Origin of the sequence: Pseudoflavonifractor sp. MCC625 (assembly GCF_018784545.1) — a bacterium.
GTDB lineage: Bacteria > Bacillota > Clostridia > Oscillospirales > Oscillospiraceae > Pseudoflavonifractor_A > Pseudoflavonifractor_A gallinarum.
The window spans coordinates 116,141-137,498 of sequence record NZ_WQOJ01000010.1; the positions used below are offsets into that span (position 1 = coordinate 116,141).

Below are 21,358 nucleotides of genomic sequence, written 5' to 3' on the forward strand. Positions count from 1 at the left end.
TTAGTAGTGCAGGCCCTCGAAGCGCTCCATGCCGATGGCGGAGAGACCGATGCCCTGCAGGTTGGCCTGACGGGCCACCATGCCGGTCCACTCGTTGAGGGGCACCCAGATGGCGTCGTTGACCAGGATCTCCAGGATCTGCTTGTGGTCGGCGCTGACCGCAGCGGGATCGGGGTTGACCGCGGCGTCATCCACCAGGGCGTCCACCTCGGGGTTGCTGTAGAAGGAGCGGTTGCCGCCGTCACCCACGCTGTAAGAGGTGAACAGAGGACGGTAGGTGTTGTCGGGCTCGGCGTTAGCAATCCAGCCGCTGATGGCAGCCTGATGCTCGCCCTTGCCGGTGCGCTCATAGAAGGTGGCGGACTCCATCATCTCGATGTTCATGGTCACGCCGATCTCCTGGAGGTTGGCCTGGATGACGGTGGCGGCACGGTTGCGGGCATCGCCGGCCAGGTAGCAGGTGAAGGTGAAGCCATCGCCGTAGCCGGCCTCTGCCAGCAGCTCCTTGGCCTTGGCGGGATCGTAGGTGTAGATGCCGTCCACTTCCTCATAGCCGATGGCGGCAGAGTTGAAGTACTCGTTGGTGGTCTTGCCGGCGCCGTTGACCATGGCGGTGAGAACGTCGTCCTTGTTGATGGCGTAGTTCATGGCCTGACGGACCTTCACATTGTCGAAGGGAGCCTTGGTGACGTTGAAGAGCAGGAACTCGCTGCGGGTAGAACCAAACTCATCCAGAGCCAGACTCTCGCTCTCGCGGATGCGGTCAGCGTCATTGGCGGGCACATTGAGCATCACGTCGATCTCGCCGTTCTCCAGAGCGATGGTACGGGAGGTCTCCTCGGGGATGATCTTGAAGATCAGGCCGTCGTTCTGCGCGGCACGCTCGGGATCAAAGTAGTTATCATACTTGGTCAGCTCAAAGGAGGCGCCGGGGACCCACTCCTTGAAGGTATACTGACCGGTACCCATGGGGGCGTCGGCCAGAGTCTTGCCGCTGGCCTCCAGCTCCTCGGTGTAGGTCTTGTCCAGAATGGCGGAGCCCATGTGGGCCAGGGAGGAGATCAGCGCGTTGCTGGGAGAGTTGAGGTGGATGACGAAGTTGAGATCGTCCACCACTTCCACAGACTCGATCATGGAGACCAGATGTCCAACCTTGGCGGACTCCTTCTGGCGCTCCAGAGAGAACTTGACATCCTCGGAGGTGAGGGTATCGCCGTTATGGAAGGTGACGCCCTCCTTCAGCTTGAAGTTATAGGTCACATCGTCAACGGCCTCCCAGCTCTCGGCCAGGTCGCCCACGAACTCGTTCGTGGTCTCGTCCAGCAGGACCAGGGTGCTGTAAATATGACGGGTAGCGTAGCCGGAGGCGGTATCGTTCTGCAGATGGGGGTCCAGAGAAGACAGGTCAGAGCTGATGCCGATGGTCATCACGGTCTTGTCGGAGTTGTCTCCGGAACCGGAGGAGCCGCAGCCGGCCAGCAGGGACAGGCTGAGGACGCAGGCCAATGCGAGGCTAACGGTTTTCTTCAGAGTTGGTCTTTTCATAATATCTCCCTTCTTTTCGCGACAATTTCCCTTCACAACATACCGTGAAACTCTGTGGGAGCCGGACTGCATTTTAAAACGGACAGGCCTTGCCACAGCACACACTACTGTGAAAAAGAATATGGTAAAACTAATTATATCATATTACACCCAAAAGACAATATTTTTTGCAGGAAGAATCAAAGAGAACATGCGCAATATTTTGCCAGCCATGGAGAAGGGGTAACCATACCTTAATATAAGTGGAAATTTTTGCATAAAAAATTCGGATAACATGCAAAGTGAGCGTGAAAAAACAAAAACAACGAGGAGCGGATACAGAACGGAACCGGACCTCGTTGTTTTTGGATGGGAAGGTAAATGATTTGCTCGATGAAGAAAGGCTCAGTAAGAGTTCAGGCAGCAGAGAACGGAAGTATTATACCGCGGCCACTGCGCGAACCGGAGCGCCGGAAAAGCCCTGGAGCTTGATGGGAAAGGCCATCAGATAGCAGGAGCCGATGGAAACCAGTTCCTCTGGGATCAGCAGCTCCTCCAGGATCCAGATCCCGTGGGAGAGCAGTTCCTCGTGGCAGGGTCTTCCGGTCCCTTCATACCAGCCGCCCATACTCATGGCGTCAATGGCAATGCCCTTGATGCCCTTTTCACGCAGCCATTTAGCCGCCTCGCCGGTCAGATAGGGCCAGTCATGCTGATAGATCTCATCCATGCTGCGCTTGGGCCCCCATCCGGTGTGCAGGATCACAATAGAGCCGGAGTGGATGGCGGAGGCGTAGGGCTCCAGATGAGAGACCTCGATGCCCTGACGGGGCTGGATCGTCTTGCTCACATCGACGATCACGGCATCCCCCTGAAATGCGGCCACATCGATCTGGTCCACCGTCGTGCCGTCGGGGAAGAAGTGGAAGGGAGCGTCCAGATGCGTACCCGTATGGCTGTTCAGGCGGATCTGCTCAGCGTTGAAACGGTCATTCTCATAGCAGGCCTCGTACTTGACCAAGGTGGGCTCGTAGGTGGGCCAGCCCGGGCAGTGGTCAAAGACCGGCTGGGAGAGGTCATAGAATTTTTTGAAAGGAGTCATTGCCGATCGCCTCGCTTATTCTTCGGTCAGAGCCACTTCCACCAGGGTGTCATAGACTTCGTCGATGTTGTCCTTGGTCACCAGGAGAGTATCCAGGGTGATTTCCTTCTCAACCTCTTTGCCGGCCAGATGATCCATAACGGCCTGGGCAGCGTTGCGGCCCATCAGAACAGGCTGCTGGGCGGAGGTGCCGACGATCTGACCATTGCGGATGGCCTCCACGATCTCGGGGGAGCAGTCAAAGGCAGCCACCAGAACGTCGCTGCGGCCGGCAGTCTCCAGCGCGGACACGGCGCCCATGGAGGGGTCCTCGGCGTGGCAGAAGATGGCGCCCAGGTTGGGATGGGCAGTGATCAGGTCCTGGGCAAAGGTCTCACCCTCGGAGCGGTTGACCTTCTCCATCTGCTTGAAGTCCACGTCCACCAGATTGTTGCTGGCAATGCCCTCGTCAAAGCCATCCTTGCGGAGCACGCCGTTGATGCGGGCCTGGTTCAGAGCGATCTGGGCGACCTCGGTGCCGGGCTCCAGGAGGGAGGCCACATACTCGCCGATGGCCTTGCCGCCGGCCAGGTTGTCGGTGCTGATGTAGGAGACATACTCGCCGGAGTCGGTGCCGATATCACAGATCACGACGGGCACATTGGCCTCTTCCGCCAGGGAGAGCACAGAGACACAGGAGGCGCTGTCGGTGGGGGAGATGACGATGGCGTCCACTTGCTTGGTGATGGCGTCCTGCGCGTTGGACAGCTGGGTGTTGGCGTCGTCCTTGGAGTCATAGGTGACGCACTCGATACCGGACTTGGAGAGCTCGTCCTCAACGCCGTGACGGACATATCTCCAGAAGGGAACATCCAGAGAGGGAGTCAGATAGGCCACCTTGGCGGCAGCTTCTCCGCCGCCGGCGCCGGATGCCTCAGGAGCGGGCGTATTTCCAGCTCCACCGCCGCAGCCGGCCAGCATGCCGGCGGTCATAGCGGCGCACAGGAAGAGACCGAGTACCTTGTTCTTTTTCATTTCATGTTCCTCCTTTTAATGATGGTTCTTCTTGAGTTTCAGCTTGGACAATTTCTCTGCCAGCACAGCAACCACGATCACGGCGCCGATCGCACTGCCCTGCCAGTAGGGGTTCACGCCGAGGATGTTGAGCGCGTTGCGGAGGAAGCCCACCAGGAAAACGCCGATGATGGTTCCCCACAGGGTACCCTTACCGCCGCTCATGCTGGTGCCGCCGATCACAGCGGCAGCGATGGCATCCATCTCCATTCCGTCACCATAGGTGGCATCGCAGGCCATCAGGCGGGAGGTCATGATCCATGCGGCCAGGCCGCACATGAGGCCGGAGATGACATAGGCCATCATAACGTTGAATTTCACGTTGATACCGGTCAGACGGGCCGATTCCGCGTTGGAGCCGATGGCATAGAGGAAGCGGCCAAACTTGGTCTTGGAGAGAATGAAGATAAAAATGGCGAACATCACAAAGATGAAGAGGATATAGACCGGGAAGACGCCCTGGATCTTTCCCTTTCCCAGGAAGCTGTAAATTTCGGGGAATTTAGAAGCTGTGTTGGCGTCGGAGATCACATAGTCCAGGCTGCGGCAGATCTGCATGGTACCCAGAGTCACGATAAAGGCGGGCAGCTTCAGATAGCCGATGAGCACGCCGTTGACCAGGCCGACCAGCATGCCGACCAGCAGGATGACAGCCACGCCCAAAAAGACATTCTGGGTGTTCATGAGAACCATACAGCCGATCATGCCGGAAAGACCGAGGGTAGAGCCGACGGAGAGGTCGATTCCGGAAGTAATGATCACGATGGTCATGCCAATGGCGAGCAGTGCGGTGGAAGAGACCTGACTCACCACGTTCATAATGTTGAAGGGGGTAAAGAAATAGGGGGACGCAAAGCTCAGAATGACAAAAAAGACGATAAAGACGCCCAGCATAGAGAACTCGGTCTTATACTCCTTGGCAATGCGCTTGCCAAGACTTCCTCCCTTTTTTACTTGCTCTGTGTGCATACGATCTCCTCCCCGATGGTGGAATAATATCCGATTTTTTCTTCTGTTGCCTCATCGGCAGACATGGTCCCGGTCAGCTTGCCCTCCCGCATGACATAGATGGTGTCACACACACCCATGATCTCCGGGATTTCAGAGGAGACAATGATAATGCCCATCCCCTGCGCGGCAAGATCCTTCAGGATGGCATAGATGTCTGACTTGGCGCCGATATCCACGCCGCGGGTGGGCTCATCAATGATGAGGACCTTTGGATTGAGCAGGATCCATTTTGCCAGAAGCACCTTCTGCTGGTTGCCGCCGCTGAGACTTTTGACCGGAAGATCGATATTGGCGGTTTTGATACGCATTTCTTCGATCATGCGGTAGCAGTCGGACTCCGCTTCGCGGTTATTCAGAACCGCGGCGCCCCGGGCGGCCAGCTTGGCGAGGCCGATATTTTTCAGAACGCTCAGCTCCTGAAGAAGACCCTCGTTTTTGCGGTCCTCCGTGACAAAGCCAAGACCACTGGCCACCGCGGCCTGGATACCATGGGCGGTCAGCTCTTGGCCGTCCACATAGACCTGTCCGCCGTTGCGGGGGTCCGCGCCGAAGATAGCGCGCATGAGTTCGGTCCGGCCGGCGCCCACTAGACCGGAAAATCCGGCGATCTCACCCTGGTGGACCTGGAAGGAGATGTTTTTCACATAGTCGTTCTGATCGGTGATGTGCTTTGCCTCAAAGACCACGGGGGCCTGGGAGAAGTCCCGGATCTGCTGCTTGTCCTTGGTGCCGTAGAGATCGGTGACATCTCGGCCCACCATGGCGCGGATCAGATCCTCCTGGGCAAGCTCCGCGGTGCGCACACCGTTGAGGATCTGCTTTCCGTCCCGGAGCACGGTGATGCGGTCGGAGATCTCATAGATCTCGTTGATCTTGTGCGAGACGATGATAAAGCCCACGCCCTCGGCCTTGAGCTTGCGGACGATGTCAAAGAGAAGCTCGATCTCCTTGACAGAGAGCGAGGCGGTGGGCTCATCCAGAATGATGACCTTGGCTTTGGTGGAGACCGCCTTCAGGATCTCAATGACCTGCATCTGGGCTACTGAGAGGCGGTTTACCTTCTCGTAGGGATCAATGGCCTCCTCCATGCCAAAGAGCTTGAGGAGCTCCCGGGTCTCCCGGGCCATGGCCTTCTGATTGGAGAGAAAACCGTGCTTGTAATACCGGGGATCGGTCAGAAAGATGTTTTCTGCAATGGAGAAATCAGGGAGAAGGCTGAATTCCTGTGTCACAATGGATACTCCGTGGGAAACGGCGTCCCGGACACTGGAAAAATGCTGTACCGTACCATCCACTTTTAATTCTCCGCCGTCCGCAGTGTGGATTCCTGCGATAATTTTGGAGAGCGTGGATTTACCGGCGCCATTTTCTCCCATCAATGCATGGACTTCGCCCCGTTCAAGATCAAAATCAATATCTTCAATGGCGGCGACCCCGGAGAAAAGCTTTGTAATATGGGTTGCTTCTACCAGTTTTTGCACCATGCATATTCCTCCCTTCTTTTATCGGATATTGACTAAAATGATTATAGCATGGGGAAAAGTTTTTATACAAATATGTAAAAAATATGCCTTTCCATAGAAAATAACTATGGAAAGGCATATTATGGAAATTATTCTCCGATAAATTGATTCAAAAGACGCAGATACTGCTTGGCCAGCGGCTGAAGGATCGTGTCATTTTTTTTGATCCATCCCAGTTTCATCCGCTCGCCGTCGCACAGGGGAATGCCGACCAGATCATGGCGGAGGAGAAAGGAAGCCGGCGCCCCGGTACTGATGGTATAGGCATCTGTTTTTTGGAGGAGGTGGAGCATGGTGAGGCCGTCGCTGATGGTGATTTTTCGGTCGGCGTCCATGGAAAACCAACCCTCTTCGGCCACATTCAGGGAGCCGTCCATCCCCTGGTCATAGCGGAGCATGGGATAAAGGGAGAGCTCTTCTTCGGACACGGTGTCTTTTCCATGCAGCGGATGCCGTTTGCCGAAAATCAGATAGGGACGAAGGCGTTTGATGCTGTAAAACTCCAGCTTGGCTTTTCGGATCTCTTTTAAAATGACCCGCTCTGACTGGTCCAGAAAATGCAGGATGCCGATCTCACTTCGGCCAGAGGCCACGTTCTGAATCACCTCTCGAGTTCTGCCCTCCAGAATTTTGGTGTGGTAGCCGGAAGTGCCCATTTCGCTGTGGAGGAAGGATACGAAGGCCTCTGTGGCGAGGGGGAAGTGCTGCAGGCTGACCGAGAACATCTTGCGGTCTGCCGATTTCTCGATGTATTTATGTTCCACCGCCGCCATCTGTTCATAGACCGTGCGGATATCTTCCAAAAATTCCTGGCCCTGAGGGGTGATCACAACGCCGGTACGGCTTCGGACAAAGATGGGGAATCCGATCTCCTTCTCGACCGATTGGATGGCGTGAGTCATACTGGGCTGGGCCACATAGAGCCGCTTGGCCGCTTCAGTAATGGAGTGGGTCTGTGCGGTGACCAACAGATATTCCATTTCCTTCAGGGTCATTTGAGCTCCTCCTTTCCGAGGGCGGCGCGGTAGAAGACGGCGGGACGTCCTCCGAGCCCGGACTCGATGCGGCTGACGATTTCATGCTGCTCCACCATATAGTTCAGATACCGCTGTACCGTCACTTTAGGAAGGGAGAGAGCCTGAGCCAGCAGATCTGCAGTGATGGCGGTTTCCTGCCGGATACGATTCAGAAGCAGGTCATAGAGCTGTTTTTGCAGCCCTTTTTCCCGCAGAGCCACCACAAGAGCCTCTTCCGAGGCGAGACGGTTGGCAAATACCGCGTCGATCTCGCTTTGGTTCAGACGTCCGGTGGAGTTGATAATGCGGCGGCGCTGGTCAAATTTCAGAAGGGTCTCCACCATGCGATTGGTGGAAAAGGGCTTCAACAGGTAGTCGATCACACCAAAGGGGAGGACATCCCGCACCTGTTCCACGTCGCTGGAAGCTGTGACGACGATCACATCCACTGGAATGTCTTCTTTTCGCAAGCGGTATAGAAACTCCGTTCCGCTCATCTGCGGCATAAACAGATCCAGCAGGATGAGATCCACCGGGTTGAGCCAGATGTAGTTGAGGGCCTCTTCGCCGTTGGAAAAGATCGCTTTGACTTGAAAGTCAGGTGCCTTTTCAATGGCGGCTTTCGTTATTTTGGCCGTATCCGGCTCATCTTCCACGATAATGACTCGATACATCTCAATTACTCCTTTGCAGCGGTGCCTTCAAAGGAAATCGTAATAGAGGTTCCTTCGCCGGGCTCGGTGTTGACATCAATGCTCCCCTGGTATTTGTCCACCAGCTCCTTCACCAGGAAGAGGCCGGTGCCGTGGTGTTCCCCTTTCGTAGAGGCGCCCTTTTCAAACAGGTGGGAGCGCACCTCCTCCACGATTCCACGTCCTGTATCCGTGACCAGGATGACCGTGTAGTTTTCATCAATAAAGAGGCCAATGTTGATCTCTTTGACCGGGATCGAGGCGTCCTTGAGCTCATCGATGGATTTTTCCAGAAGATTTCCAAGAATAGATACGTAGCAGTCAAAGGGAATTCCACGGGTCATATTCTTGCAGTAACTGTCAGAAAGCAGATCCAGCTTGATGCCATAGCTGCTGGCACTCACCATTTTTCCGATGATGATGGCCGCAATTCCGGTGGATTCGATCTCCTTGGTCACACGGCTGATGTTGGCCGAGGAAGTACCGCAGTTGGTGATGAAATTCTTGGCGGCATTGGTCTCCTGGGCCTCCAGATAGCCCAGGATCACATGGAGCTTGTTCATGAATTCGTGGTTGAAGGAGCGGAGACTGTCCACCATCTTATGGCTCTCGGAGAGCTCTTGGGCCAGATGCTGTACTTCTGTTACATTGCGGGAAATGGAGGCAGCGCCGATCAGGGTACCGTGATCATAGACCGGAATACGGCTGCTCAGATACTGTTTTCCATGGATGCAGACGCTGACATTGAATTGGGAGGTGCCGGTTTCTAAAATCTGACATAAGTCGGCCTCGGGAAAGATCTCATCCAGTTTCCCTTCGAAATGCGCCTGATCCGGACAGCCGAGCATCTGCAAAAAGGCCTTGTTCATCATGATGACCTCACCCTTTCGGTTGATGGCCACAATGGCTTCATCCAGGGCGTCTAGGACCTCGGTGCGCTCATCGGTCAGACGGCGGTACTCCTCCAGGCCGCGGCCGCGCAGGATGGAACGGGTCCGCCTGCGGATGGAAATGGAGAGAAAGATCCCCACAAAGGCCGTGACAAAGGAGATGACCATGTAGAGGTACAGCAGGTGCATGACGTCTTCCGTGGGGGACTGGTGAAAGACCGAGAGCACCACATATCCAATGATGGAGCCCGCCGAGTCCGTGACCGGCGTATATACCATCTCCAGACCATAGGCCTTGCGGTCTACGGTGGTGATGAAGGGAACACCGGTGGAGAGTAGCTGCTGCTCACCGCCGAAACTCAGGGTCCGTCCCACAAAAGCCCGGTTGGGATAGTAAATACACTGGCTTTCGGTGTTGCACACGGCTACAAAGTCCAGATTTTCGATGGACTTAATGTAAACATCCAGATAATTGTTGAGATACTCCTGATTATCGCCGACAGAAAGGGCTTCGGTCACAATGGAGGAGTTGGCCAGGGTACGGCCAATCTTGAGAAGTTCTTCCTCTTGTGAGCGGCTGCTGCGGGTTAGCGTAACCGAGAGGGAGAGGACCATGAACAGAAGGACCGTCACAACGATGCCAAAGATCTGAAATAAGTAGACCTGATCTTCCACCTTTACCTGCTTCCACGGGTTCTTCTTCATATGCCTTGTCTCCTCATCGTTTCAAATGCGGGCTGGATTGCGATATAAAAAGTATAACATAGATCCCATGACTTGACAAAAGAGGAGCAGATGGAGGGAAAGACGCAAAAAAATACATCCGGCAATCTGATTCAGATTGCCGGATGTTAGAGCATATGAAAAGATTTATATGAGGGATTACTTGCTCTCCACCTGTGTATCCTCCTCAGATGCAGCGGAGACAGCCTTGTCCTTGGGAAGGATCAGGTTGAGCAGAATGGCGGAAAAGGCAGTTCCGGGGATGCCGTTGATGAGGGCGGAGACATAGAAGGGGTAGTTGGCCAGTGCGGTGGGCGTGGCGCTGAAGCCGAGGCCAATGGCCAGGGACACAGCGATGAGGAGCATATCCCGCTCTGAGAGCTGCTGCTGTCCTAGCATCTTCAGGCCGTTTGCGGCGATGCTGCCGAAGACCACCAGGGTAGCTCCGCCGATGACCGGGGTGGGGATGAGGGAGAGGAAGGCGGCGAGCTTGGGAATGAAGCCCAGCACCACCATAAATCCGCCGGCCGCGGCCACTACATAGCGGCTCTTGACGCCGGTCACGCCGATGAGGCCGATGTTGCCGCTGTAAGAGATGGTGGGGGTGGAGTTAAAGAGGGCGCCCAGAATGCTGGCGACGCCATCACAGACCACGCCGCGGGAGAGATCTTCTTTGGTGGCCACACGGTTGGCCGCAATAAAGGCCACGGTGGAGGTGTCGCCCAGGAACTCCACCAGATTGACCAGAGTCAGCAGGGCCATGATGATGATGGCGGGCAGCTTGAAGGAGATGCCGAAGTGGAGGGGCTGGGGCAGGGAGAACCAGGAGGACTCATTCAGAGAGGAGAAGTCCACCATGCCCAGCGCAGCGGAGAGCAGGAACCCGGCAATCAGGGCGATCAGGACAGAGGCGCCTTTTACAAAGCCCTTTCCCCAGGCATTGAGTACAATGACGATGACCAGCGTGAAGAGGGCCACGCCGTAGTTTTGCAGGCTTCCGTAGGTGGGGCTGTCGCTGCCGCCGGCACAGTACCCCACAGCGACGCTGACCAGGGTGAGACCGATCACCATGATGACACAGCCCATGGCCACAGGGGGAAAGACCTTGCGGATAAATTTGACGCTGACCGCACCGAAGAGGGCCACGGCCACACCGCATACCAGGCTGGCGCCGATGAAGGCGGGGAAGCCATAGGCCTGGGAGATGGCGATGGCGGGTGTCACGAAGGTAAAGGTGGCGCCCAGAATGATGGGCAGGCGGTTACCCACCGGCCCCACGCCCAGAGACTGGAGGATGGTGCCTACGCCGGCAATAAAGATGCTACACTGGAGCATGAGGGTGATCTCCGCGCTGGAGAAGCCCAGGCTGGAACCGATGATGAGAGGAATGGCCAGGGTGCTGGCCAGGAAGAGAAGGACGTGCTGAAGACACAGAGGAATCAACTCGGGAACAGGGGGCTTTTCGTTCAGTTCATAAGTACGCGGCGCCTTGTGGTTCATACAGAATTTCCTCCTTTTCTTTCTCCCTATGGATTTGATAAATCTTATAAATCGTCTCTCAGAGCGGGCTGACGCACGGAGGCGCGCTCCAGCATGCTGCGGGTGGCCTTGCGGATCCAGTGTGCGGTCTCCCGTTCCGGAATGGTCGTGAGAGTACCGTGCTCCACCACCACCTTGCCGTTGACCAGAACGGTATCCACCATGCGCGGATCGCCGCTGAGCACAATGCAGGCCGCCGGGTCATTCTGTCCGCCGGCATAGGAGAACTGACTCCAGTCAAAGAGGACCAGATCGGCTGCCATGCCGGGGGCCAGGTAGCCGATGTCGTCCCGGCCCAGCACCTGCGCGCCGCCGGCGGTGGCCATCCGGAGCACCTGCTCGGCCGAGGGAGCCCGGCTGCCCCATTTCAGCTGGTTGACCAGATAGCAGTTGCGGATCTCACCCATCATGTTGGAGGCGTTGTTGCTGGCGGCTCCGTCGACGCCCAGGCCGATGGCCGCGCCTGCCTCCAGAAAATCGGGGACACGGCACACGCCGGAGCTGAGGAACATATTGGAGTTGGGGCAGTGGGCGATGCCCGTTCCGGTGTCGGCAAAGAGGCGGACCTCCTCGTCGGTGAGCTGGACGCAGTGGGCAAAGTAGAACTGCTTGCCGAACCAGCCCATCCGGCGCATATATTCCACCGGGCGGCAGCCGTGCCGCTCCATGGAGATGGCCAGCTCACCCTGGCTCTCGCCCAGGTGGGTGTGACACTGCACGTTCCGCTTCAGGGCCAGGTCCCGCAGCCGCTGCACGATCTCATCGGTTTCAAAGGGGGGCCAGCACAGGGAGAGGCCGATCTGACACATGGAGAAGCGGCTGGTGTCATGGTAGGTATCGATGAGCCGCTCCGCATCCGCGACGATGTCATCGGCGGACTCCACCAGATCGTCGGGTACATGGCCGCAGCCCTGGGAGCGGCCAATGGTGATGCCGCCCCGGGTGGGATGGAACCGGATGCCCAGCTCTGCGGCCGCTTCGATCTCCACATCGGTCAGCCGCTGAGTGCCCTGGGGATGGACATACATATGGTCCGAAGAGGTAGTACAGCCTGTTTTCAGAAGATCGCCCAGGCCCACGAGGGCCCCGGCGCGGACCAGCTCGGGATTGATCTCACGGAAAATATCATAGACCACCATGAGCCACGGCTCCAGCTTCAGACCATTTGCAATGTGGATATTGCGCACCAGGGACTGGAAGGTGTGGTGGTGGGTATTGACAAAGCCAGGAGTGATGATTTTCCCTGTGGCGTCAATCACCTGGACGGGCCCGGGGCCGGCGTCCAGGTTGGGACCGATCTCTAAAATCTGGTTATCCTCCAGCAGCAGATCCGCATTTCGGTAGCGGGTACCCTTGGGATCCATGGTAAGGATCCAGTCGGCATGTTTGATCAGGGTGCGCGGCATGGCATTGCCTCCTCAAAATACTGACTGATTAGTCAGTCGAATTTCTTGCTATCATCATACGCCCCTTGTGCGCTTTGGTCAATTGACTATTTTAGAGAAAAAATAGGATAAAAAATTATACAAAAAGCCGAATGGGAGCCGGGGGAGACGGGAGCCTTGCAAAGTGCCCCGTTTCTTTCTATAATTTTTAAGAGATAGATTTTACCGAGAAAAGGGTGAACGATGTGCCTCGTACTTTGCAGGAACAGCGTATTTTGGATGCGGCCCTCCGGGTGATGGCCAAATATTCCATCAGCGGGACCCGGATGCATCTGATTGCGGAGGAGGCGGGCATGGCCGCATCCAATCTGCATTACCATTTCAAGACAAAGCATGATCTGCTTCTGGCCCTGCTGGCGGAGATACAGGACCGGTTTGACCAGGAACGCAGCGGGCTTATGCTGCAGGAGACCCATTCCCTGCGGGAGCGGCTGGCGGTCTTTTTTGAGCAGAAGAAGGCGCTCATTCTGGAGCAGCCCCGCTATGACAAGGTCCAGTTTGATTTTTGGCTTTTGGGCCAGTCGGATGAGACGGTCAAGCAGGATTTCCGCCGCTCCTTTGACCACTGGAGAGGGCATCTGGTGGAGAGCATGCTGGAATTTTATCCGCAGATGGAAGCGGAGTATGCCAAGGATCTCTCCTACACGCTGATATCCCTGATGATGGGAGCCTCCATGCAGTATCTGAATGGAGATGGCGTATCCCTGGATCGATATTTTTCGCAGTGCCTGGATATGGTGATCGGAAAAATCGAAGCGGACTATGGTCCGTCCCTCATCAAATAGAAATTGAAAAACGGGCCCCCCGCAGTGAGCAAGCACTGCGGGGGCCCGTCTATTTCAAGAGGTTGGATGATGGGAAGGGCGGGAAAGAATCAGTTCAGAGCGCCGCTGCCCTCCTGGGGATTGAGGATGGTGATGCGGCCATCCAGAGCCGGAGCAATGGAGCCCTGCGCCTTGATGTACTCGCTGACCACATTGCGGTAATAGTCGTTGGTACGGTTGATCAGCTTACAGCCGGGCAGATCCTGGGTTGCCATTTCCCCGTTGTGTCCCTCGCCGTTTTCGGGATTGAGGACGTTGAGCATAGTGTAGCCATCTCCGCCGCCGCACATGAAGTCATTGCAGGCCAGGGTATACCAGGCATTGAGATCCAGCGGAGTTCCGTCCTCCAGCGTCACAGAGACGATGCGCTCGCCCGCGGGCTTGGAACCGTCAAAGGTGTACTTGATGCCCGAGACCTGGGGGAACTTGCCGTTGGTGGTGGGATATCCGTCCACGCCGTTCTCCAGGGCGTCCCACACGGTCTGACCGGTGACCTCCACCAGCGTGACCTTGTTGTCAAAGGGGAGCATGGCAAACACGTCGCCCACGGTCACATCGCCTGCGGTGAGGCCGGCACGGATACCGCCGCCATTCTGAATGGCGATGTCGGCGTCACAGTAATCGCGCAGGGCGTCGGCGGACAGGTTGCCCAGGGGGCTCTCCTGGGTGCGCACCAGGGGGCTGGACCAGGCAATGTCAGAGGCGCACTGTCCGATGACCACGTCCATCTGGGCATCCAGGTCGGCCTGATAGTCCTCCAGGATGGCCTTGACCTCGGGGTCCTCAGGCACGTCGGAGGAGAGGATGATCTGATTGAAGGTATAACCCAGAACCTCGCCGTCCTTGATGTTCAGGTTGGTCTGGTTGACGCAGGTGCCTACGCCGCCGGGATTCACCACCACGGTGTCCTCAATGTTCAGAGGACGGCCGAAGATGTCGTTTCCGCCGCCGATCTCCAGATCAATTCCATCGATCTTGGTGGGGACGGTGTTGTTATGGCTGTGGAGATGGGAGAGAAGGATGACCACATCCGACTCGGCGCTGGCCTTGGTGACGGTCTCCTGGCCCACTTCCCACTGGTCATGGAAGTCGATGTCCTGGGTGTTGGAGTAGTGGGTGGTGGCCTTGCTGCCGTCGTCGGTGAGACCCACGATGGCCACCTTCAGGCCGCCCACTTCCTTGATGATATAGGGATCAAACTGCTCGGGATAGGTGCCGTCCTTCCAGAAGGTATTGGCGGAGAGCATGGCGTATTCCGCACGGTCCGCCAGAGAGAGCAGATTCTCAAAGGAGTAGTCGAAGTCGTGGTTTCCCAGCACCGTGGCGTCGTAGCCCTGGGCGTTCATAACGTCCACACTGGACTTGCCCAGCGAAATATTGGCCAGATCGGTGTTGTAGGGGGAGTCGCCTCCGTCAATGATCAGGGTGTTGGGGTTGCGGCGCTTTGCCTCGTCAAAGAGCCAGGCCGCCCGGGCCGAACCGCCCACCTGGATCCGGGAGCCGGAAGGCGTGTAGGGGACCATATTGCCGTGGATATCCGAGGTGGACATGGTGGTGAGAATGGTCAGGTCCTGGATGGCGGTATCCAGCAGCAGAGCCGCCTCGCCGCGGGTCATGACGGTATCATCCAGAGTGAGGCCTTCCGGGAGCAGTCCGTCCGCCTGGCCCTGGGCCAGGAAGTCCATCTCCTTGTCCGCACCGTAGACCGCCTTCATCACGGCCAGGGCAAACTCGGTCCGGGTCATGGTCTTGTCCCCCTGGAAGGAGCCGTCGATCTGATCCATCAGGCGGGCCTCCAGCACGGTATTGGCCACAGTCTCAGCCCAGGTACCCACGGCATCGGGAGCGGCGGGCATAAGAGCGGCATCCAGTGTGGCTACCGTGGTAGAGGTGGAGTAAAAGGCTTTGGTGGTAGGCTCCGGGATGGTGCCGTCCTCGCCGGCCTCGGGCGCGGGGGCTTCCATGGAAAAGACCGGGACCAGGCAGAAGGCGTTGTAGAGCATAGAGGCGGCGGCCGAACGGGTCAGGGCCTCCTCCGGGCGGTAGGAACCGGTGCCGTCACCCTGGAGCACACCGCGCTGGACAAGGTTGTCGATGCTCTGGGCGTAGGGGCCGGAGACATCGCTCAGAGAGGCCGCAGAGGCGGGGATGGAGACCGCAAGGCTCAGGGCCAGAGACAGGGGGAGAATGCGCATCTTTTTCATAATCATGCTCCTCATCTCAAAATTTTCGTATAAGAACAAATTAAGTATAGCAAGGAATCAAACGCTGTGCAAGAGAGGCGGACGTAATGAATATGTAAGGAAAGAAAAGAGGACGAAAAATTGGGACAACGGACGGGAAGGCGGCCAGGAATACTTGACAAAGAACGTGTGGGATGATATAATGCAGAAAATTTAATAAACTAAACCAATGAAGCGGAGATAACGGCAGTCATGCCCTCACAGAGAGCCTGCGGCGCTGGAAAGCAGGCAGGACACAGGCTGTCAAATGGACCGCAGAGGGTGTGGGGAAACGGGAGGATTCCGGAGTATCCGCAACGTGTGGCATACGTTAGTTGCCGGGGATATGTTGGTATCCTATGGAGTGTGCGGGGATGACCCGTGAATACAAGGTGGCACCGCGGATGATAGCGCTATGATTCGTCCTTGGCAGAAGAGTTGGTTCTGTCAGGGACGTTTTTGTTTTTTCGGGAAACATCCGGGACAACATGCCGGAACGATATGGAATACGTCAGGAGGAGAAGAACATGAAATTCAATCAGGTGGAATTTGATACTTATTTCAAGCAGTACCCGGATGAAAAAGGGTTTTATGGGAAATATGGCGGCTCCTATATTCCTGCCGAGCTCCAGGCGGCCATGGATGAGATCACCCAGGCCTATTTCACCATCTGCAAGTCCAGCAAGTTTGTCAGTGAGCTGCGGCGCATCCGCCGGGAGTTTCAGGGCAGACCCACGCCGGTCTCCTATCTGGAGCGGCTCTCGGGCACGCTGGGCAATGTGCAGCTATATGTCAAGCGGGAGGACCTGAACCACACGGGTGCCCACAAGCTCAACCACTGCATGGGCGAGGCGCTGCTGGCCAAGTATATGGGCAAGAAAAAGGTCATCGCCGAGACCGGCGCCGGACAGCACGGAGTGGCCCTGGCCACGGCCGCGGCCTACTTCGGGCTGGAGTGCGACATCTATATGGGCGCGGTGGATATCCAGAAGCAGGCCCCCAATGTGGCGCGTATGAAGATCCTGGGTGCCAATGTGATCGAGGTTACCCACGGGCTCCAGACCCTGAAGGAAGCGGTGGACGCCGCCTTTGACGCCTACTGCCGGGAGTACCGGGACGCCATCTACTGCATCGGCTCGGTGGTGGGTCCCCACCCCTTCCCCATGATGGTGCGGGATTTCCAGGCTGTGGTGGGCATTGAGGCCAGAGAGCAGTTCCTGGAGATGACGGGCGAGCTGCCCGACGCGGTGGTGGCCTGCGTGGGCGGCGGCTCCAACGCCATGGGCATGTTTGCCGGCTTCCTCAACGACCCGGTGGACATCTACGGGGTAGAGCCGCTGGGCCGGGGCTCCGCCCTGGGCGATCACGCGGCCAGCCTCTCCTACGGCAGCGAGGGTATCATGCACGGGTTCAACAGCCTCATGCTCAAGGACGCCAACGGGGAGCCTGCGCCGGTGTACTCGGTGGCCAGCGGACTGGACTATCCCTCCTCCGGACCGGAGCACGCCTTCCTCCACGATCTGGGACGGGTCAAGTACGACGTGGTCAACGATGAGGAGACCATTGACGCCTTCTTCACCCTCTCTCGGCTGGAGGGCATCATCCCCGCCATTGAGAGCGCCCACGCGGTGGCCTATGGCATGAAACTGGCCAAGACCATGGGGAAGGGCTCGGTCCTCATCAACCTGTCCGGCCGCGGAGACAAGGATATGGACTATATCATTGAAAAGTACGGAATCCGATAAAAGAATGGAAACAGGGGCGCGCCAATACCGATTGGCGCGCCCCCATTTTTGTCGGAAGGACAGGATGAAAGCTTACCCGGATAACAGCCCTGCATCGTCGGCAAAGGTGTATGTAATCTCAAGCTGATGATCTGGAAAGACCCGGATTTCCCGGATGGTCTCGGCCACGGTGACCCGGTCCAGCTCGGTGAGTTTCCCCTGCCGGAGCAGGGCGTCCACCCAGGGCCGGCGGAGGGGATCGTCCTTCTGTTCCCGGGCGAGCTGGGCGAGCTGGCGGGTCAGGGCCTGGATCTGTGCTTCATAGTCCGCCTGATAGGCCAGACAGTCTGCCCGGCTGAGCAGGCCGTCCCGGTAATCCTCATAGGCGGATTTTTTCAGCCGGCGCAGACGCTGGAGAGCGAATTCCAGCCGCTCCCCCTCCGGAGGACCGCCGGAGGAGTGGGGCAGACCGGCGGCCGACTGCTGGGCGAGGATGTTGAGGTCCCCCGCAGAGGAGAGCAGGCGGTTGAGATCCGCCAGAACGATCTGCTCCAGCACGGCGTGAGAGATGCTGTGCCTGGTGCAGACAGTGGGTCCATAGCGCTTATAGGAGCCACAGCTGTAAGAGAGCCCGCCGGGGCGCCGGGTCTTTACCATGGCCCGTCCACAGACGCCGCAGTGGAGAAAACCGGCAAATGGGCTTTGGTTTTGCTCAAAGCTCAGCTGCCGGGTGCGCTTTTGAAGCAGGCTCTGGACCCGCTCCCACTGCTCCCGGGAGATGATGGGTTCATGGGTGCCGGGGACCACGATCCACTCCGCCCGCTGCCGCTGGCGGGCCTTCCCGTGCATGCAGGGACGCTCGCTGCGGCCCTGCTCCATGTTGCCCAGGTACATCTGGTTTTGCAGGATACGGTGGACGGTGGCGTAGGTCCAGTAGGTGGTCTGATCCATCCTGCGCCCGTTGTGGTAGCGCTCACCGGAGAGGCGCTTATACTCGCTGGGGCTGGGGATGTGCTCGGCGTTGAGGGTCTTGGCGATCTTGAGCTGTCCGAGCCCCTCCTCACACAGATCAAAGATCCGCTGGACCACACAGGCGGCGGGGGGATCGATCTCCAGATGGTTGTGGTTCCTGGGGTCTTTCCGGTAGCCATAGCTGGGGAAGGCCCCAATAAACTCCCCCCGCCGCTGCTTGGAGCGGATGGTGGAGCGGACCTTGTCCGAGATGTCCTTGGCATACTGGGTGTTGAAGAGGTTTTTGATGGGCAGGAGCATGTCATAGCGCCCCTGTTCGCTGTCCACCCCGTCGTTGACGGCGATGAAGCGCACTCCCCGGGCGGGGAATTCCTTTTCCAGATAGCGGCCCACCTCGATGTAGTCCCGCCCGAACCGGGAGAGGTCCTTGACCAGGATGCAGTCGATGATTCCGGCGGCCATGTCCTCCTCCATGCGGCGGAAAGAGGGACGGTCAAAATTAGTGCCGGTGTAGCCGTCATCCTGGTAGAAATCGATCAGGCGGAGCTCGGGATGCTCCGCGATGTATTGCTCCAGGAGACGGCGCTGATGGGCGATGCTGTCACTCTCGCTCTTGTCGCCATCCTCCCGGGAGAGACGCAGATACCCGGCCGTATTCCATGTGCGCACGGCCGTCCCTCCTTTCGCAGGTGGATATGGGGCTATTTCATATGGGCCCGGAGCAGGGCCTGGACCACGGCCTCCGGGGAGCGGTCCCCCGCAAATCGGCGGGAGATGTGCCAAGACTCCGGGAGGTGTGGCGGGGCTGTCTGGGTGGACATGTGGCTTCCTCCTTTTCCGTAAATCTCTCTGGTAGCCTATGCGGGAAAAGGGCGGAATAGTATGGACAAAAGACGGCCCTGGGACAAAACCCGGGGCCGTCTCTGTGTGTCGCAAACCATTGGTATGCTTCTTAAAATGCGAACGGTTCGCTTAGAAATCTTCCAGGCCGCGCAGCAGCGTGACCTCCAGCGTTTCGCCGGGCTGGTAAGAGCCCCGGCCCAACTCAGTGATAAAGATGGCGCCCGCCCCCCAGGGCGTCGGCCACACTGCCGCCCCGCCAGGGTTTCTGCTTGGTCTGGTAGCCGGAGGGGGTGTGCCAGAGCTCCATCATACAGAGGATCTCCATATCGCTGGGAGCCTGGATGGGCTCGGTGAGAGTGGCCGGGACCGTTTGCCGCCGGGGAAGAGGTGTGTGGAGCAGCCGGTGCACGATGGCGCGGATGCACCAGTCCATGCCGTAGAGTACCGCCAGGGGAGGCCCAGGCAGATTGATCACCGGTTTATTTCCAATGAGAGCCACGCACATGGGTTTTCCGGGCGCGGCGGCCACCCAGTGGAACAGCGCCGAGCCACGCTCCTCCAGCAGGCGGGCGTTGAAATCCTCTTCCCCTTTGGAAGAGCCGCCGTTGAGGAGTACCACGTCGGCCTCCTCCAGCGCCCGGTCCAGAGCGGCCGCCACATTCTCCGGACGGTCTGGTACGATGGGATAACACAGCGGTTCGGCCCCCATCTCCCGGAGGAGGTTGTGGACCAGGATGCTGTTGCTGTCAATGTTGCACCCGCGCTTCACGGCGGCCCCCAGGGGGACCAGCTCGCTGCCGGTGGGGAGAAAGGCGACCTTTGGCTTTGCAAAGACTTCCACCCGGTCTATGCCGCCCATGGCCAGGCTGGCCAGGTCAAAGGGGCGCAGCTGCCGGTGCTTTGGGACCAGAAGCTGCCCTTCCTGTATGGTGCTGCCGCAGGGCCGGACCCGGTCTCCGGGTTGGACCGAGGAGATGTCATGGAGAAGGAGCCCTCCTTCGGGCGGGAATTCCACCTGCTCAATGGGGATGACCGCGTCAAAGCGGTCGTCAAAGTCGTCGCCGGTGTCGGCGCGGCAGAAGTCCTCCCCGAGCTTCCAGGGGGACATGTCCGGGATCCCCGCGCAGAAGCGGGAGGAAGCGACGGCCACGCCGTCCATGGCGGCTGCCCGGACCACCGGGATGGATACCTGGGCATACAGGTCCTGAACGGGGACCCGGCCCAGGGCCTGGATCGTGGGGATGGTCTCGCTCCGGGTGATGGGGGCCCAGCGCTGGAACAAGGTCTCCAGAACGTGGGCGCGGGTGGGTAGTGCGGACATGGTCATACCTCCTTCTCAGCGTGTATTTTTTCCGGCGCGGAAGAGACGCGCACATCCCACAGGATGCGGCCGTAGCAGGCCTCAATGGACTCGGTGAGCAGGCCGTCGGCGTCGGTATTGCGCTCCATCCAATCCAGGATGCGGGCCTGATGCTCCGGCGTGCGGGCCTCCCGGGGCAGTGTGTGCTCCATCAGAAGGGAGGCATAGCGCTCACTGGGCGGGAGACGCCGCTCCTGAAGGCGGGAATCATAGCTGGTCTCGGGCAGATAGCCCATCAGCAGCAGGGCGTTGAAGAGGGAGTAAAACCAGCGGATCCCCCAGGTAGGGGCCTCCGGAGGCAGGTGAAAGACCTCCTCCCGGAGCCGGCGGCACAGAGAATTGCGGCGGTAGATGTGGGTGATGTTGCAGCAGTAGGCCCGGCTCATGGACACCACCTTCTGGAGACCCAGCTTCCCGTGGATCGCGGGGGTGAGGGAGCTGAACACCAGGTCAAAGGCCTTCTCCAGCCCCTCCTCTTGGACATCCAGGGTCTGGAAGTCGGCCACCCGGAGGGTCAGGTTTTCCACGCCCTGCTTCCGGGCGTATTCGCTGCCATAGTGGACCATTCGGGGAGAGAGATCAAAGCCGGTCACCCAGCGGACCCGGGAGGCGAAGGCGGCGGCAAAGCGGGCCGGACCGCAGCCGATATCGGCAATCTCATATTCCGGGCGGAGCAGGCCGCGCTCTTCCAGATAGGCCATGGTGCTCCGGACGCGGGCGTCCCCCTTCTGGGCCTTGGGGCCCTCCTGCTCCCAGGCGTCTGCCCGCTGATCCCACTTCTGGGCGGAGTGGTCGGGCCGGTCCACGGGCTGGGATTCCTGCATGGAGAGAAAATAGTCCAGATCCCCCCGCAGATCGGGATAGGGTGTGGAGAGAAGCGGTGTCATAACAGTAC

At 58.3% G+C, this 21,358-nt stretch carries 16 protein-coding genes; 2 read left to right on the forward strand and 14 right to left on the reverse strand.

Annotated features, from left to right (window positions below; translation table 11 throughout):
• The 10 genes from GPK94_RS03485 to GPK94_RS03530 all read right to left on the reverse strand — a co-directional run bounded on the left by GPK94_RS03485 (position 1) and on the right by GPK94_RS03530 (position 12,479).
• A complete protein-coding gene (locus GPK94_RS03485; protein ID WP_180956791.1) occupies positions 1 to 1,545 on the reverse strand; it encodes an ABC transporter substrate-binding protein in 1,545 nt (514 codons plus the stop codon).
• A 418-nt stretch (positions 1,546 to 1,963) separates the two neighbouring features.
• On the reverse strand, positions 1,964 to 2,626 hold the full coding sequence (locus GPK94_RS03490) for a cyclase family protein (RefSeq protein ID WP_215654464.1): 663 nt from the start codon (positions 2,624 to 2,626) through the stop codon (positions 1,964 to 1,966).
• A gap of 15 nt (positions 2,627 to 2,641) precedes the next feature.
• Complete coding sequence (locus GPK94_RS03495) at positions 2,642 to 3,640, reverse strand: substrate-binding domain-containing protein (RefSeq protein ID WP_215654466.1); 999 nt, start codon at positions 3,638 to 3,640, stop codon at positions 2,642 to 2,644.
• 15 nt (positions 3,641 to 3,655) lie between these two features.
• Positions 3,656 to 4,648: an ABC transporter permease gene (locus tag GPK94_RS03500; protein WP_215654469.1), complete on the reverse strand. Its 993-nt coding sequence runs from the start codon at positions 4,646 to 4,648 to the stop codon at positions 3,656 to 3,658.
• Positions 4,630 to 6,174 (reverse strand): sugar ABC transporter ATP-binding protein, encoded by a 1,545-nt coding sequence (locus GPK94_RS03505; protein ID WP_215654471.1) that lies wholly within the window; start codon positions 6,172 to 6,174, stop codon positions 4,630 to 4,632. The genes GPK94_RS03500 and GPK94_RS03505 overlap by 19 nt, the downstream gene beginning before the upstream one ends.
• Positions 6,175 to 6,302: 128 nt before the next feature.
• Positions 6,303 to 7,208, reverse strand: coding sequence for a LysR family transcriptional regulator (locus tag GPK94_RS03510; RefSeq protein WP_215654473.1), 906 nt, complete (start codon positions 7,206 to 7,208; stop codon positions 6,303 to 6,305).
• The gene (locus tag GPK94_RS03515; RefSeq protein WP_215654475.1) at positions 7,205 to 7,903 is read right to left on the reverse strand and encodes a response regulator; all 699 of its coding nucleotides are present in this window, start codon (positions 7,901 to 7,903) and stop codon (positions 7,205 to 7,207) included. Before GPK94_RS03515 ends, GPK94_RS03510 begins: the two co-directional genes overlap by 4 nt.
• A 5-nt stretch (positions 7,904 to 7,908) precedes the next feature.
• A complete protein-coding gene (locus GPK94_RS03520; RefSeq protein WP_215654477.1) occupies positions 7,909 to 9,516 on the reverse strand; it encodes an ATP-binding protein in 1,608 nt (535 codons plus the stop codon).
• 177 nt (positions 9,517 to 9,693) lie between these two features.
• Positions 9,694 to 11,034, reverse strand: a complete 1,341-nt coding sequence (locus tag GPK94_RS03525) for a nucleobase:cation symporter-2 family protein (protein ID WP_215654479.1) — start codon at positions 11,032 to 11,034, stop codon at positions 9,694 to 9,696.
• A 44-nt stretch (positions 11,035 to 11,078) separates the two neighbouring features.
• Entirely contained in the window at positions 11,079 to 12,479 is a 1,401-nt protein-coding gene (locus tag GPK94_RS03530) for an amidohydrolase family protein (protein WP_101692204.1), read from the reverse strand.
• Positions 12,480 to 12,703: 224 nt separating this feature from the next.
• Here GPK94_RS03530 and GPK94_RS03535 point away from each other — a divergent pair, with 224 nt between their 5' ends.
• Positions 12,704 to 13,303: a TetR/AcrR family transcriptional regulator gene (locus GPK94_RS03535; protein WP_193539123.1), complete on the forward strand. Its 600-nt coding sequence runs from the start codon at positions 12,704 to 12,706 to the stop codon at positions 13,301 to 13,303.
• An 89-nt stretch (positions 13,304 to 13,392) separates the two neighbouring features.
• Here GPK94_RS03535 and GPK94_RS03540 read toward each other — a convergent pair whose 3' ends face one another.
• Positions 13,393 to 15,546, reverse strand: a complete 2,154-nt coding sequence (locus GPK94_RS03540; RefSeq protein ID WP_215654481.1) for a 5'-nucleotidase C-terminal domain-containing protein — start codon at positions 15,544 to 15,546, stop codon at positions 13,393 to 13,395.
• 560 nt (positions 15,547 to 16,106) lie between these two features.
• On the opposite strand from GPK94_RS03540, the gene trpB reads away from it, so the two are divergent.
• The gene (trpB, locus tag GPK94_RS03545) at positions 16,107 to 17,309 is read left to right on the forward strand and encodes a tryptophan synthase subunit beta (RefSeq protein WP_101692650.1); all 1,203 of its coding nucleotides are present in this window, start codon (positions 16,107 to 16,109) and stop codon (positions 17,307 to 17,309) included.
• A 72-nt stretch (positions 17,310 to 17,381) separates the two neighbouring features.
• Here trpB and GPK94_RS03550 read toward each other — a convergent pair whose 3' ends face one another.
• From GPK94_RS03550 to GPK94_RS03560, 3 genes are all read right to left on the reverse strand, one after another.
• Positions 17,382 to 18,929, reverse strand: coding sequence for a recombinase family protein (locus tag GPK94_RS03550; RefSeq protein WP_215654483.1), 1,548 nt, complete (start codon positions 18,927 to 18,929; stop codon positions 17,382 to 17,384).
• A gap of 376 nt (positions 18,930 to 19,305) precedes the next feature.
• Positions 19,306 to 20,424, reverse strand: coding sequence for a molybdopterin molybdotransferase MoeA (locus GPK94_RS03555; protein WP_215654486.1), 1,119 nt, complete (start codon positions 20,422 to 20,424; stop codon positions 19,306 to 19,308).
• A 2-nt stretch (positions 20,425 to 20,426) separates the two neighbouring features.
• Positions 20,427 to 21,350, reverse strand: a complete 924-nt coding sequence (locus GPK94_RS03560; protein WP_252192500.1) for a class I SAM-dependent methyltransferase — start codon at positions 21,348 to 21,350, stop codon at positions 20,427 to 20,429.
• Positions 21,351 to 21,358 lie beyond the last annotated feature (8 nt).

Excerpts from the sequence above, each read along its gene's own strand:
- GPK94_RS03485 (WP_180956791.1), bottom strand. The coding sequence starts at position 1,545 with ATGAAAAGACCAACTCTGAAGAAAACCGTTAGCCTCGCATTGGCCTGC.
- GPK94_RS03490 (WP_215654464.1), bottom strand. The coding sequence starts at position 2,626 with ATGACTCCTTTCAAAAAATTCTATGACCTCTCCCAGCCGGTCTTTGAC.
- GPK94_RS03495 (WP_215654466.1), bottom strand. The coding sequence starts at position 3,640 with ATGAAAAAGAACAAGGTACTCGGTCTCTTCCTGTGCGCCGCTATGACC.
- GPK94_RS03500 (WP_215654469.1), bottom strand. The coding sequence starts at position 4,648 with ATGCACACAGAGCAAGTAAAAAAGGGAGGAAGTCTTGGCAAGCGCATT.
- GPK94_RS03505 (WP_215654471.1), bottom strand. The coding sequence starts at position 6,174 with ATGGTGCAAAAACTGGTAGAAGCAACCCATATTACAAAGCTTTTCTCC.
- GPK94_RS03510 (WP_215654473.1), bottom strand. The coding sequence starts at position 7,208 with ATGACCCTGAAGGAAATGGAATATCTGTTGGTCACCGCACAGACCCAC.
- GPK94_RS03515 (WP_215654475.1), bottom strand. The coding sequence starts at position 7,903 with ATGTATCGAGTCATTATCGTGGAAGATGAGCCGGATACGGCCAAAATA.
- GPK94_RS03520 (WP_215654477.1), bottom strand. The coding sequence starts at position 9,516 with ATGAAGAAGAACCCGTGGAAGCAGGTAAAGGTGGAAGATCAGGTCTAC.
- GPK94_RS03525 (WP_215654479.1), bottom strand. The coding sequence starts at position 11,034 with ATGAACCACAAGGCGCCGCGTACTTATGAACTGAACGAAAAGCCCCCT.
- GPK94_RS03530 (WP_101692204.1), bottom strand. The coding sequence starts at position 12,479 with ATGCCGCGCACCCTGATCAAACATGCCGACTGGATCCTTACCATGGAT.
- GPK94_RS03540 (WP_215654481.1), bottom strand. The coding sequence starts at position 15,546 with ATGAAAAAGATGCGCATTCTCCCCCTGTCTCTGGCCCTGAGCCTTGCG.
- GPK94_RS03555 (WP_215654486.1), bottom strand. The coding sequence starts at position 20,424 with ATGTCCGCACTACCCACCCGCGCCCACGTTCTGGAGACCTTGTTCCAG.
- GPK94_RS03560 (WP_252192500.1), bottom strand. The coding sequence starts at position 21,350 with ATGACACCGCTTCTCTCCACACCCTATCCCGATCTGCGGGGGGATCTG.